We start from the raw sequence: 13,514 nt of genomic DNA, 5'->3' as shown, positions 1-13,514 counted from the left end.
CTCATTTTATCAGTTTACAAAAAATCAATCCTATAGATTTTTTTGAGAATAAGAGTTAAGAATGAAGAGCAGAGGGAGGGACATGACTGTCCCTCCCTCTACTTCATTGTAACTTCCTTCTTTATATACCCTATAGCCCCGGCAATACCGGCGATAACATATACAACACATATACCATCGCCAAAGCAGTCAACCCAGCGACAAATCCTCCAAGTGTCCATGCTTTCAAGGTTTGCGGGATGGTAAGTTTCCCAAATTTATTGACTAACCAGAATCCTGAATCATTCGGTAATGACAATCCGATTGCACCTGCACAGATGGCAAGACCGAGTAAAACAGGTGAAACACCAAGTGCAGCAACTTGTGGTCCCAATCTACTTGATGTTGTTACACCACCGAAAGAACTAGGACAATGCACCTGTCCCTCTGTCCGTTCTTTTTGCTGCAAAATATTTTCTCTCCGGGCGTCCGACTGCACCATATTCTAATTCTGCTACTAGTGTACCTTCTGAAATAAGATACTCTAAATAACGTCGGGCTGTTGTTCTTGAAGCACCAACAAGACTTCCCATTTCTTCAGCGGTAATTCCTTCAGCTGTCTTGTAAATGATATCTTCAATCTTTTTGAGTGTGAGCGGGTCAATTCCTTTTGGCGTTAGGGCTGCTTGCACTGTCTCTCCCTGATTAGAATGTCCGAAGAATCGATCCAAGAGATGCTGATCGATATCCTGCTCACTCTTCAAGCTCATTCTCATATTTTTATAGCGTTCCAATGTCTCGATAAATCGTTTCATTTTCACAGGTTTTATAATATAGTCAAAAGCACCAAACCGTATCGCATCTTCAATAATATTTTTCTCTGTTGCAGCAGAAATAATGATGATATCAATACTTAAATTAATTTTTCTGATTTCTGCCATGACCTCCGTACCAAGAAAATCGGGCATATAAATATCTAATAATAATAAATCGACATGTTCATTTTCCGTCACTAATTGCAGTGCTTCTTGTCCGTTTAATGCTTTACCCACAACTTTGAAACCGTCTGCCTTATTTAGAAATTCCTCGTGTATATTTCCGATGCGATAATCATCTTCTACAATGACTACATGAATATCCCCCATTTTATCCCCCCTTATTTACTTTGCCTTTGGAAAAAATACAGTAAATACCGTTCCGCCATCAGGTATATGATCAAATACGATACCGCCAGATAAATCTTCTACAGCTTCTTTTACTATATTTAGCCCATACCCCCTGTCTCCTTTATCTTTGGTGGAATAACCTTGTTCAAATATATTCTCTATATCTTCTTCTTTAACACCATTACCGCTATCCGCTATTTCAAATACAATTTCATTCCCAATATCAGTAGCAAAGAAACGAATCTCCCTTTCTTCACAATATTCAATGGCCTCGATCGCATTATCAATTAAATTACCTAAAATCGCGATAAGCTTTAGCGCATTAATATGATCCGGCAATTCATGCAGATAAGAGTTCGTATCGATGATAAAGTCGATTTTTTTCTCGGAACATTTGCTGATTTTCCCTAATAAAATAGACTGTACGGTTTTATCCTGAATTTGTTCAATTAATAATTTATTTTGCTTAATATTAATCTCAGACTCCTGCTGAATTAAATCAATCGCTTCTTCGTAATATTCTAATTGTAGCAAGCCGGATAATACATATAATTTATTTGTATATTCATGGGTCTGTGCCCGCAAGTCCTCGGAGTAGCTCCTCATCTCAGATAATGTCGCAAGCATCTCATTCATTTCCGTTTTATCACGAAAACTGGAGACCACGCCGATTACTTCATCATCCTTATTTTTAATTGGGGTTCGATTTACAATAATGGAGCGGTTATTGATAATCATCTCATCATCTTTCACGGGCACCCCAGAACGGAGCACATCATACATTTTTGTATTTGGAATCACATCTTCAATTTTTGAAAACGCTTTATTATTAGTATGTAAATGAAGGATCTTTCTAGCAGATTCATTAATCATATTGATATTCCCTGTCTGGTCGATGGCAATAATTCCCTCTTTCACCGAGGTTAAAATTGCATCACGGTTACGATACAAGGAAGCAATTTCATGTGGCTCCAGCCCGAATGTGTCTTTTCGGATATTCCTCGCCAGGATGATCCCGCCAAGTGTGCCAATCAGAAGGACCCCCAAGGCAATGAAGCTAATTCTTTGAATCTGTTGCCAAATAATTGATTCAATATCCTCTCTTAAGAATCCAACCGAAACAATCCCTATAATGGAGCCATCCTCACCAATAATCGGAGCCTTTCCGCGTAAAGAGGGTCCAAGCGTCCCTTCTGCACTGGAAATATAATACTCCCCATCAATCAAAGCTGGATCATTATCATCCCCGACCATTCTTTCACCAATTTGATTTTCGTTCGGATGGGAATACCGTATACTTTCTGCATTCCCGATGACAATGAATTCAGCATCAAGGAACCCCCGAATTTCCTCAGCAATCGGCTGGATAATCTCTGAGGGATTCTGTTCGTCAAAAGCTTCCCTGATTGTCGGCATGAAGGAGACAGCTGTCGCAACATGCAAAGCCCGTTTCCCCATTTCCTCTTCTGTTTCTACAAATTGAAAGTATGATAGAATCCCCGTAAGTAAGATTGTAATACCTAAAATAAGACCAACAATTAAAACAATGATTTTTATCTGTAAAGAAACTTTATTCACAATTGAAACAAGCCTCCCTATCTATTCAATATATATAGTTATTTGAATGAAAATTTAGCATAATCGAATGAGTTAATAGTATTTTAACAAAAAACAAAAAACTTTGATATAGTAGCCTTACTAAAATGAGGAACTCCGAGTAAGTATCCACTTCGCAAGTCACCATGAAGCATACGCACCCTTGAAGTGCGCATACTTCGCTCACTTACAAGACCACCAATCAACAAAAAAACTTATCACCCCCTATAAAAATTTTATATTTCACCACTGTAACAAAATTCGATAAACTTAAATTAATAGAAACAACGAGGAGGAATTTTTGTGGACAATAACGTATATGATGTCATAGTAGTCGGCTCAGGAAATGCTGCGCTTTGTGCTGCAGTTTCTGCCAGAGAAGAAGGGTTAAATGTATTAGTTGTAGAAAAAGGACCAAAAGAAAAGCGTGGTGGGAACTCATTTTTCACAGATGGTGCAATCCGCTGTGCATATAATAACCTCGACGAAATGAGAAAGGTTTTACCTGAAGTAACAGATGAACAGGCTGAGAAAATAGAAATGCCTGTATATGAAGTCAGCGATTTTCACGAAGACTTAATGCGTGTAACAAAAGGAAAAAGTGAACCAAGTCTTGCAAACAAGCTATCTGAGGATTCTTTTGAAACAATTAAATGGATGTATAAACAAGGCGTACGATTTGATTTAAATGAGAATCAGTACTTTGACCAGGGCGGAAAATTAGTTTTCTGGGGCGGACTTCCGCTTAAAACACACCGTAAAGGGATGGGTTTAATTGAATCACTGTTTAATAGATTAGACGAATTAAATGTTGAAACACTATATGAAACAAGGGCAATCGGGGTACAGCAAGAAAATGGGAAAATAGTAGGGCTCAACGTAGAAAATAAAGACGCCTCCAATTCTCTTATCCCTGCAAAAGCTGTCATTCTCGCAAGCGGCGGGTTTGAAGCAAGTAAAGCTAAACGCATGAAATATATCGGAGAAGAATGGGAAAAGGCAGTCGTCAGAGGATCAGAGTATAACACAGGCGACGGTATCGAAATCGCACTTGAAGCTGGTGGGAAAAAATATGGCGAATGGGATGGATGTCACGCCCATACAACAGATTATAACGCACCGCGAGTCGGCGATTATTCCAAACCAGGGGATATTTATAAAAAATCTTCTTACCCGTTAGGTTTAATCGTCAATAAGAATGGGGAGCGTTTCGTTGATGAAGGTGCTGATTTTAGAAATTATACGTATGCCAAGTATGGAAAAGAAACCTTAAAACAGCCCGACCAGAAAGCTTTTCAATTATATGATAGCCAAGTTCGCTCTTTACTGAGAAAAGAATATGACCTCAAGGAAGCTACATGCATCAAAGCGGATACACTTGAAGAATTGGCAGAAAAAATGGGTGTTGAGCAACCGGTATTCCTGGAAACGATTGAGCGTTACAATCAGGCAGTACAAGAAGGGGACTATAATCCAAGTATTAAAGATGGCAAGCAAACAGTTGGTATTGAGCCCTCAAAGTCAAACTGGGCGCTTACTTTTGATCAAGCTCCATTTTACGCATACCCGGTAACTTGTGGCATTACATTCACATTCGGTGCGGTCCGCGTAAATGACTTGTCTGAGGTGCTTGATGAACAGGAGCAGCCAATCCCAGGATTATTTGCAGCAGGGGAAATGGTCGGCGGATTGTTCTACCACAACTATCCAGGAGGTTCTGGACTGATGTCCGGAGCGGTGTTCGGTAAACAAGCAGGTAAAACAGCAGCCAATTATCTCTCGGCATTGAAAGAAAAAGCAAAATAATAACAGGAGGCCGGATCATATTCTAACGGGTTCTATTTTGAGGTGCAAAACGTCAAATAACAAAGCAAATAACAGTGCAATTCACAAGTCAAATCGCTGAAAAGACTCAAATGAAATCACATAAAAAAGAGCTTGGGTTTCCAAGCTCTTTTTGAGTATTATAATGTTCAACTAAAGCACCCAATAGGTGAATAAGCTATGTTTCGAAAATCACCTCTTCTTTCTAATTTTACTAATGAATACTGATATATAAAAAACAGCTATCATTGAAACAAATGTTACTGAAAAAATGTACTTATAATCAAATTCTAGTTTTAGAAACATATCATTAAAAACTACAAAAATTCCATAGGCAAGAAAATAAGGAATTACGATAAGCTATTAATTTTATGTTATTAGAATTGTTGCTGTTACTTTGCAATCCAACTCACTCCTTAAGTAAATTTCTTTCTCTCCTGCATCTTTATTCTCCTTCTTAGAGAATTGCAGCCTAGCTCCATAACACTTCTACTTCACCATCACATTGGAAGCTACTTCATTAATAAAGTTGATAAATGATTTATTATTAAAGCTATATGTAGTAGAAGCATCTTCGTAGTCCACAAATAGCAATCCCTATTTTTTGAATTTTGTTAGTTGATAGATTTTGTGTTTGGCTCTGGGTTCGCTTTCTACACTTGAGGAAGGAAAGGGTTAGTAAAGCTGGTGAAAATTGTCCTGTTCCTTCTCATGCTCAGTGCTGTTAGTGCGCTGTTAATTTTGAGCAACACAGGTGACAGCTTGAAGAATATCATCTCGATTATCGTTGCTGGATTCGCAGCACCAGCTGCTATTTGGTTCGTTATGAGTCTTTATCATAATCGAAGAGGGAAGCAAGGTTAGGGGATTTGGAGGGGTTAGACCCCAGTTACAAATAAATTCCATCTTCCCCTTGACAGAATGGAAAAACTAGATTATCCTTTACCTATAAATTTTAAAAATTAAATTAGTTTGTTTTTTCTTATCCAGAGAGGTGGAGGGACTGGCCCTTTGAAGCCTCGGCAACAGACTTGCTGCATGCAAGAACTGTGCTAATTCCAGCAGGCGTTCAGCCTGGAAGATAAGAAGAGCCGTTCGACTAACCTTGTTGAATTCACCCTCTTCTTATTTCGAGAAGAGGGTTTTTATTTTATTTAAGCAATCATGATTGGGGGGGTAAAGGGAATTGATTTAAACAAATCATATTTCGATGGGGAGGATGGGGCTTGAATAAATATGACCGCACTAAAATTGATCATATCTTAGCGAAGCTGGAAGAGCTCGAATACGGGAGTTTAACGATCACAGTACATGATGGGGAAATTACTCAAATTGATACGACAGAGAAAAAGCGGTTTCCATTGCATGAAAAAGCAATCCGTAAATGATGTGATGATTGCCTCCAAGATCGTAGACTCGAGCGTTTCCCAGTATTACCGGTTTTGCCATACGACTTCATTGCCGATTCGACAACGAAAGGCACTTGTGATTAGGATGAGATTTCTATCCCGCATCGCAACGTGCCTTTTTTATATGGCTGGAGTTGTAGAGAATCGGCCTAGTCACAGAAAGAGGCTTTTCAAGCAAAATAAAACATACACCAAATGAAAAGGAGAGGGTTTCATTGAGTACAACATTAACTACGGAAACGGGTCAGTTGGATATTTATTCACACGCTTTTGACGAGGTCATTGAAGCAATTCGGGCGGATTATGATCGGAGAAATAAAGAAGGGGGCAGGCAACATCCATGGATAGGGGTGCAGTTGTTGAAGCATTTCAGGTTTGGTGCGATTACGCTGCCGAAGGAGTTGGGTGGTGCCGGGGCTCCGATTGCTGATTTATTTACGGCGGTCATTCGGGTTGCGGAGGCGGATCCGGAGCTTGCACATATTTTTCGAGCACATTTTATGACCGTGGAATTTCTTTTGAGACATAAGACTGCCAACCGGGAGCATCTTTTGAAGGAAATTCGCCAGGGAGCCATCATCGGCAACGCGTATACCGAGAATTCGAAGCACCAGGCTGGCGGCGGAACGTACGACACGCATTTGGTGAAAGAGGGGGACGGTTATATTTTACAAGGGGAAAAGGCGTTTACGACTGGAACGTATTATGCGGATTTTACGGAAGTTACCGCCATGCTCGGTGATGCCCCGGTGAGTGTGATCATCCCGGTTAAGCGGGATGGAGTGACGGTGCGTGATGATTGGGATGGGTTCGGCCAGAAAATGACGGGAAGCGGGACGACGAGTTTTGATCGGGTGCTCGTTGCGGCGAATGAAGTTTTTGAATCGCATGATAAAAATAACAGCTATGCCCCGATTCCACATTTATACCTCCAGGGAATCATTGCCGGTATTTTGAAACGGATTGTTACGGATGCGGTCGAGTTGATCGGCAAGCGGAAGCGCTCCTTTGCGCATGGCAACACGACGGGCTTAAAACAAGATCCACAGCTGCAGCAGGTTGTCGGGGAATTATCGAGCTACGCGTTTGCTGCAGAATCGATCGTACTCGCTGCTGCAAGAAGTATTGACGCCTCCCGGGCGGATTACAAAAATGCTGAAGCGGATCATGAAGCCGCACTGAACGGCTCGCAAGTAAAGGTTGCCATCGAAAAACTTGCATTCGAGGCCGCAACGTTGCTCTTTGAAGTCGGCGGCGCATCGGCAACGAAACAATCTGCAAACCTGGACAGGCACTGGGGCAACATTCGCACCCTTGCTTCCCATAATCCGACGCTGTACAAATCGAGGCTGATTGGAAACTATCATATTAACGGGGAATCGCTGCCGACAACGGCGTACTTTTAAAAGGAAAAGGAGAGAAATAACATGAGTAAAACATTATCACTTACTGCATTTGTAATGAATACGGCTTCACATATTGTCCATGGAACGTGGCGCGACCCAAGAGGGGGACAGCGGGATTTCAACGATTTAAGCCTCTGGACTTCGCTTGCGAAAGAATTGGAAGACGGCGGATTTGACACGATTTTTCTGGCGGATGTCGTTGGTCTGTACGGTGATTATGAGGGCGGCTGGGAATCTCACATTCGAAACGGCCTGCAGGTTCCGAGCAATGATCCGTTTACGCTTGCATCGGCAATTGCAGCGACGACGGAGCGGCTTGGAATTGCAGTGACAGCTGGCGTGTATCAGCAACCGCCGTACAATTTTGCCAGGCAAATGTCCACGCTCGACCATCTTTCCCGTGGTCGTGTCGCCTGGAATATAGTGACCGGGTATTTGGAAAACGGCTTTAGAAATTATGGCTACGACGGGATGCTTCCCCATGACGAACGGTATGATACGGCGGATGAGTATCTCGATGTAGTGTACAAATTATGGGAAGGCTCCTGGGATGATGAAGCATTGAAAAAAGATCGGGAAACTGGAATTTACGCAGATCCGGCGCATGTTCATAAAATTCATCATGAAAGCAAGCATTACAAAGTCGAAGGCCCGCATCTTGTTTCCCCGTCCCCACAACGGACACCGCTCCTGTTCCAGGCGGGTGCCTCGACAAGAGGGAAGGCGTTCGCGGCACAGCATGCAGAAGCGGTTTTCATTAACACACCGAATCCGGAAGCTGCGAGGAGTCTAGTAGCTGAAGTACGAGAAAAAGCGGTGCAGAACGGACGCAGAGGAGAAGATGTCCAATTCTTCCAAGGCCAATGGTTTGTCATTGGTGAGACAGAAGAAGAGGCACAGAAAAAAGCGGAAGAGCTTGATGAGATCATCGATTACAAGATGATGATTGCCCACTTCGGTGGCGGTATGGGAATCGACTTCGGCAAATGGGATTTGGACACACCGATTGAGGATATTGAAACAGACGGTGTTCGCGGCATTTTTAATTGGATAAAACAGTCGGTCGAGGGACGAAAACCGACATTACACGATGTAGCCGCCCACCACGGCAGAACGACGAGATGTGTCGGCACCCCAGAACAAATTGCCGACCGGCTGGAAGAATGGCTGGAAGCAGGTGTGTCTGGGATTAACGTGATGAACGCCTTTATTCCGAGCTCTTACACCGAATTCATTGAAAAAGTTGTACCGATTTTGGCTGAGCGCGGACTGCTGAAAGAGCGGGAGGCAGTGCCGGAAACACTGCGCGGGAGATTGTTCGGACAGGATCGTCTGAGCGAGCGGCATCCTGCAGCGAGGTATCGCCGGTCTTTTGGGGGAGTGAGGAGTTGAGTTTGGACTGATTGTGACTGCCTGTCGCCTGTGGGTGCCAGGCGCACCACCTGAACAGGACAAGCAGTCGTCATTGATGGCGGTTATACTGCTCAGTAATTCTATACCACGCATGGAATCACAACTTGATTTCATGCGTTTTTTTGATATAAATCCTGCCCCCAGAGTATATATATTCACGAAAAAGTGCAATTCCTTCTTGAAAGATCGCACCAGATAGTTAAACAAGAAGCCAATTCTAAATTAAGTTCTTAGGTCAAAATTTTTAAAAAGAACGGTTTCACACCTCCAAGGGAGAAACCGCTCTTCTTTTAGATTTAATCTTCATTGGTGAAATCAAGTATTCTAATGGGATTGCCTGAGATATCTTTGTAAATTGCATAGCGACCCGGCGGAATATCAATTGGTGACTTTATAAAGTCTAATTTTTCTTTATTTCGATTATAAAAATCATCTACATTACCCACTAAGAAAACACCACCAGGCAACAAATCATTTTCATCATCTTCAATCATCAACCTTACTTCTGAATCGGGTAGTTGAAATGTTACAGTATGATCTCCTTCCCGCCAAGCCTCTTTAAAACCAAGCGTATCACGATAAAACGCAGTCGATTCTTTAATATTTTCAACCGGGTGACACAAAAATAATAATTTCATCTAATGTTCCTCCTATAATATAATTTCCCGTAAATTAATTATGTAATTCATAATGTTGTTATGTAGAACATAAACCATTTACGGATAGCTGTCAATATGCTAAAATGAAAGTATGATGAAAGAATGGATACCTATACCAGGCTCAAGCAAAGATAAAATACTTAAAGTTGCGTTAGAGGAATTTGGAACTAAAGGCTACAAAGGAGTCAATATTACCGAATTAGCCACTAAAGCCAATATGACAACCGGTGCAATTTATCACCACTTTGGTTCAAAAGCAAACCTGTATGAAGTTATTAAAAATGAAATGGAGCAAAGAATCGTTGATAGAATGGAGGGAGTTATTTCAGTTTTTGAAAAACCTGATCAAGGCTTGGAAGCCGCACTTATTACATCCCTAAAATTCGCTGTAGAAATAAATATATGTAAATTATTAAGCGATGAAGCTACAACCCTGAGACCGGATAAAATTACAAAGTATTTATCTGGATTTGATACAAATCACCATATGCCAATTAGTATAGTAATAATTTCTTCTTGGCGATCTATTCTGGATTCAATTTCGGAAAATAGAATAACACTCGAACAAGGAATAAAATTAATTGAGTGGATATTTAATAAGAGTGAGAGCGATTTTTAAATTAGATTTTCATCAAATATAAATTTCTAATAAAAGGGTCTGATTCTTAATGAATCAGACCTTTTATTAGAGCCCAGTTATAATTAGATATGAATTCAGAGTTGTTCTTAAACTATCCTGCCGTTAGAAAAAAGCCGCCTGAATAGGCAGCTGAATCTTAAAGTAACACATTTGTTAAATAAGAATTGGATGATTACCACAATCACCTTTATGTACATTACTTTTCAAAGATCTCATATAACTTAGAGAATTATAAATCCTGTTTGTAAACAATTCCATACTCTAAGTATATCTTTAAAAGTGTTAATGCTTCTCCCCAACCTACTGCACATCCAATACAGGCTTTTAAATCCTTTTCTGAATTTGTATAGCCCTTCTCATTAAGAACTACTAATGTTCCGTCTTTATAAGGCTGAAGTTTAAAAGTTACTATTGAATTTTGTTCTCCTGGTGACCATTGAAAAACAAATCTTTTGTTTGGAGTTGCCTCAAGTATCTTCCCCCCATCCTCAATATTTACATTTTCACTACCGAAATTTATCCATCTCAATCGTATTTCACCAGTTCCATCAGGATATATCTCTAAAGATGTATCATCTGTAAACCAAGCATTCCAACCTTTAGATGTTGAAACTGTTTTATACACTTCTTCTAAAGGTACTTTAATATAGGTTTTATGGTTTATATCTGGCATTTTCAGTATCCTCCAAACCCCTTAATTTTTATTTATTATATAATTATATAACCTCTACTATTCATTTTTTCTTCAACAATCCTGTCATATAGTTTAAGTGTAATCGTTCACATTCTCTGTATTTATTTTAACATAAATTCTATTTAACTCTTTTAATAAAATTGCTCCCGTTTTCTAAATTACATATAAAATCACATCAGTATCACAGACAATTCACTACCTATACAATTATTATTTCCAGCGTGCGGAATGACTTGTTAATTGTACCGAATGAACCAGCTTTTTGATTTAATAAGCCTAGAACGACAAGAAAAGACGCATGTGAAATTCATTGTGAATTTCCATGCGACTTTATAAGTGAATTATATTGTTTGCATCTCATAATAGAACCCGTTAATCATATTCCGGCCTCCTTATTTTATTTTCTATACCCCAGATATTTCCGAAATAAAATCAATGAACTTTTTAATAATCGGATATTCCGCATCGGTGTCATGATAAAGCAGCCATGTATCTCTTAATATTTTCTCATTATTTTTATCCCTCAGCGGCATTTTCTCGAGACCGTCATGATCTGTGAGACTAATTTCAGGAACAATGGCATACCCGAGCCCGCTCTCCACCATTTTTGTACAGGTTTCAATATTATCGATCATCATGGCCACTTTTGGTGCCTTCACAAAATTTTCCTGCCACCAATGATCAATAGTTTGCTGAAGGTCAGGATCTGTATGGAACATGATCCGTGGTTCATCTGACAAGCGCTTGATGTCGATCGGCTTTTTAGAGATTACAGAAATAGGTTCTCTTTTCAGTAAAACCTTTTCATGTTCCCATAAAAAATCGCCGCGCACAATTGCTAAATGAATATTTCCCTTTTCTGCCATTTCAAGAATCGATTCGCTCCAGGAAGTCGTCACATGGAACTGCACTTCCGGGTATAACTCTAGAAATGCATTTAAAATTTGCGGCAGAATAAATCTGGCGAAATTGGTGGAAACCCCAATGCGTATCGTTCCTTTATTATCATCATTCGAATTTTCAAGTTTGTCTTTCAAACTTTGATATTGTTCAACCATATTCTGTGCATACTCTGCGACGTATTCTCCTTCAAGTGTAAATTTAATACGCTGCTTTGTACGGTGAATTATTTTTACTCCAAGTTTTTTTTCAATACTTTTTATCCGATATGTAAGTGCAGGCTGCGAAATATACATTCTCTCTGCGGTCTTTGTTATATTCTGTTCCTCAAACAAAAGATTAATAATCTCCCAATCTGTCTGATCCATAACATCCCTCCATACCTACTGCAAATGCTCTATTTATTCTTTATAATATAACATTAATATTCCCGGGAAGTCCGTGCGAATCAAAAACCGCGCACGTTGCACTTAAAATCGTGCACCCCCACCCGTGAACAAAATGAACTTAATGTGCGATAAGAACTTAATAAACGTTAAATTGAAAACGTTTACATGATGTTAACTATTCTCTATTATTAGTAAATAACAAATTAAAAGAAAACATTTAAAATTCTGTTACCACTTTTTCTTATCGATAACGATACAAAAAGCATATTTCATTTATCGATTAAGCCTCAGATATTATGAAAAATCATAAGGCATACTTCTTATTATATCACTAAATAAAAGGAGCAATTTCAAGTGATTGATCTACGAAGTGATACCGTCACACAGCCGACAGCTCAAATGATGGAAGCAATCTTGCAAGCGGAACTCGGGGATGATGGGCGGACAAATGCTGAAGGAAAAGGCGAAGACGCGACAGTAAACGCCTTAGAGAATTTAGCTGCAAAACTTACCAGAAAAGAAGATGCACTGTTTTGCAACAGTGGTACGATGGCGAATCACACGGCACTGCTGACTTACACGAAGCGCAATGGGAGAATTGGTGTTGATCCAGACAGTCATATTTACCAAAGCGAACGTGCGATTTTTCAGAAAGAATATTTCGGACGCGAGCCGGTTTTCTTCAGGTCAGATGAAACAGGGAGACCATTGCTTGAAAGCATAGACACCCTGCCAAAAGAAAAGTTAGGCGTCTTGTGCTTGGAAAATACGTTTAGTAGTAAAGGCGGAACATGCATATCTGCCAAAGAAACGGCAGCCTTTTGCAAAAAGGCAAACGAATACAATTTGCCCGTCCACATTGACGGTGCCCGGATTTTTAACGCAGCTACTCACTTCAACACTTCAGTCAAAGTACTTGCCGCACCCGCAGCATCCATCCAGTTTTGCCTTTCCAAAGGATTAGGAGCACCGGTTGGTTCTGTGTTATGCGGGAGTAAAGCTTTTATCAGCGAAGCACGCAAGGTCAGGAAACTTATTGGAGGCGGCATGCGCCAGGCTGGTGTCATTGCAGCGGCAGGGATTGAAGCATTAAAGAGAGTTGAAACCGTACATGAAGATAATGAAAAAGCTTACCTGCTAAAAAGCCTGCTACATATGCAAGAAGAAGTTTTTCAGCTGAATCAAGTGGAATCAAACATTGTTCTCCTGAATCTGTCAAAGGAACGCTTTTCAGCCGAAGCTATAAAAGATGCACTTGCCGAACAAGGATTAAAGGTCAAGACGACTGCTGGAAACCAACTGTGCATGACGACGCATAAAGACGTAACAGTGAGAGATATCGAACAAGCAGCAGCAATATTAAATACATATTTTGCAAAGATAAAAAGAAGCCCTGTTTAAAAAAAGAAAGAACAGCACAACAGGAATAAAGGAGAAAG

The 13,514-nt window shown here is 40.2% G+C and carries 12 protein-coding genes, 1 pseudogene and 1 riboswitch; of the genes and pseudogenes, 7 read left to right on the top strand and 6 right to left on the bottom strand.

Annotated features, from left to right (window positions below; all coding sequences use genetic code 11):
• Positions 1-130: 130 nt before the first annotated feature.
• The 3 genes and pseudogenes from MN204_RS00860 to MN204_RS00850 all read right to left on the bottom strand — a co-directional run.
• Positions 131-391, bottom strand: a pseudogene (locus MN204_RS00860) (GntT/GntP/DsdX family permease); the annotation flags it as partial.
• A gap of 13 nt (positions 392-404) precedes the next feature.
• Positions 405-1,124: a response regulator gene (locus MN204_RS00855; protein ID WP_249869178.1), complete on the bottom strand. Its 720-nt coding sequence runs from the start codon at positions 1,122-1,124 to the stop codon at positions 405-407.
• A 15-nt stretch (positions 1,125-1,139) separates the two neighbouring features.
• On the bottom strand, positions 1,140-2,723 hold the full coding sequence (locus MN204_RS00850) for an ATP-binding protein (RefSeq protein WP_249869177.1): 1,584 nt from the start codon (positions 2,721-2,723) through the stop codon (positions 1,140-1,142).
• 321 nt (positions 2,724-3,044) lie between these two features.
• Here MN204_RS00850 and tcuA point away from each other — a divergent pair, with 321 nt between their 5' ends.
• From tcuA to MN204_RS00825, 5 genes are all read left to right on the top strand, one after another.
• Positions 3,045-4,547 (top strand): FAD-dependent tricarballylate dehydrogenase TcuA, encoded by a 1,503-nt coding sequence (gene tcuA, locus MN204_RS00845; protein WP_249869176.1) that lies wholly within the window; start codon positions 3,045-3,047, stop codon positions 4,545-4,547.
• A 705-nt stretch (positions 4,548-5,252) separates the two neighbouring features.
• On the top strand, positions 5,253-5,429 hold the full coding sequence (locus tag MN204_RS00840) for a hypothetical protein (protein ID WP_249869175.1): 177 nt from the start codon (positions 5,253-5,255) through the stop codon (positions 5,427-5,429).
• 115 nt (positions 5,430-5,544) lie between these two features.
• A riboswitch (SAM riboswitch) is annotated at positions 5,545-5,653 on the top strand.
• A gap of 138 nt (positions 5,654-5,791) precedes the next feature.
• Positions 5,792-5,953 (top strand): YezD family protein, encoded by a 162-nt coding sequence (locus MN204_RS00835; RefSeq protein ID WP_249869174.1) that lies wholly within the window; start codon positions 5,792-5,794, stop codon positions 5,951-5,953.
• A gap of 236 nt (positions 5,954-6,189) precedes the next feature.
• On the top strand, positions 6,190-7,380 hold the full coding sequence (locus tag MN204_RS00830) for an acyl-CoA dehydrogenase family protein (RefSeq protein ID WP_249869173.1): 1,191 nt from the start codon (positions 6,190-6,192) through the stop codon (positions 7,378-7,380).
• 21 nt (positions 7,381-7,401) lie between these two features.
• Positions 7,402-8,772 (top strand): LLM class flavin-dependent oxidoreductase, encoded by a 1,371-nt coding sequence (locus MN204_RS00825; RefSeq protein WP_249869172.1) that lies wholly within the window; start codon positions 7,402-7,404, stop codon positions 8,770-8,772.
• Positions 8,773-9,089: 317 nt separating this feature from the next.
• Here MN204_RS00825 and MN204_RS00820 read toward each other — a convergent pair whose 3' ends face one another.
• Positions 9,090-9,431, bottom strand: coding sequence for a VOC family protein (locus tag MN204_RS00820; protein ID WP_249869171.1), 342 nt, complete (start codon positions 9,429-9,431; stop codon positions 9,090-9,092).
• Between the two features lie 115 nt (positions 9,432-9,546).
• Between MN204_RS00820 and MN204_RS00815 the strand changes: the two genes are divergently transcribed.
• Positions 9,547-10,071 carry a TetR/AcrR family transcriptional regulator gene (locus tag MN204_RS00815; protein WP_249869170.1) on the top strand — a complete coding sequence of 175 codons (525 nt, stop codon included), beginning with the start codon at positions 9,547-9,549 and terminating at the stop codon, positions 10,069-10,071.
• Between the two features lie 250 nt (positions 10,072-10,321).
• Here MN204_RS00815 and MN204_RS00810 read toward each other — a convergent pair whose 3' ends face one another.
• Positions 10,322-10,765 (bottom strand): SRPBCC family protein, encoded by a 444-nt coding sequence (locus tag MN204_RS00810; protein ID WP_249869169.1) that lies wholly within the window; start codon positions 10,763-10,765, stop codon positions 10,322-10,324.
• 425 nt (positions 10,766-11,190) lie between these two features.
• Positions 11,191-12,054, bottom strand: coding sequence for a LysR family transcriptional regulator (locus MN204_RS00805; RefSeq protein WP_249869168.1), 864 nt, complete (start codon positions 12,052-12,054; stop codon positions 11,191-11,193).
• Positions 12,055-12,429: 375 nt separating this feature from the next.
• On the opposite strand from MN204_RS00805, the gene MN204_RS00800 reads away from it, so the two are divergent.
• Entirely contained in the window at positions 12,430-13,476 is a 1,047-nt protein-coding gene (locus tag MN204_RS00800; RefSeq protein ID WP_249869167.1) for a threonine aldolase family protein, read from the top strand.
• The last annotated feature ends 38 nt before the right edge of the window (positions 13,477-13,514 follow it).

Source organism: Oceanobacillus saliphilus (assembly GCF_023522835.1).
Classification (GTDB): domain Bacteria; phylum Bacillota; class Bacilli; order Bacillales; family Amphibacillaceae; genus Oceanobacillus; species Oceanobacillus saliphilus.
The sequence above is the reverse complement of the archived record's forward strand: the minus strand, read 5'-3'. Positions and strand labels throughout refer to the sequence as shown.

What these genes read in the sequence shown, in the direction of transcription:
- MN204_RS00855 (WP_249869178.1), bottom strand. Translation starts at nt 1,124, where the DNA reads ATGGGGGATATTCATGTAGTCATTGTAGAAGATGATTATCGCATCGGA.
- MN204_RS00825 (WP_249869172.1), top strand. Translation starts at nt 7,402, where the DNA reads ATGAGTAAAACATTATCACTTACTGCATTTGTAATGAATACGGCTTCA.
- MN204_RS00820 (WP_249869171.1), bottom strand. Translation starts at nt 9,431, where the DNA reads ATGAAATTATTATTTTTGTGTCACCCGGTTGAAAATATTAAAGAATCG.
- MN204_RS00815 (WP_249869170.1), top strand. Translation starts at nt 9,547, where the DNA reads ATGAAAGAATGGATACCTATACCAGGCTCAAGCAAAGATAAAATACTT.
- MN204_RS00810 (WP_249869169.1), bottom strand. Translation starts at nt 10,765, where the DNA reads ATGCCAGATATAAACCATAAAACCTATATTAAAGTACCTTTAGAAGAA.
- MN204_RS00805 (WP_249869168.1), bottom strand. Translation starts at nt 12,054, where the DNA reads ATGGATCAGACAGATTGGGAGATTATTAATCTTTTGTTTGAGGAACAG.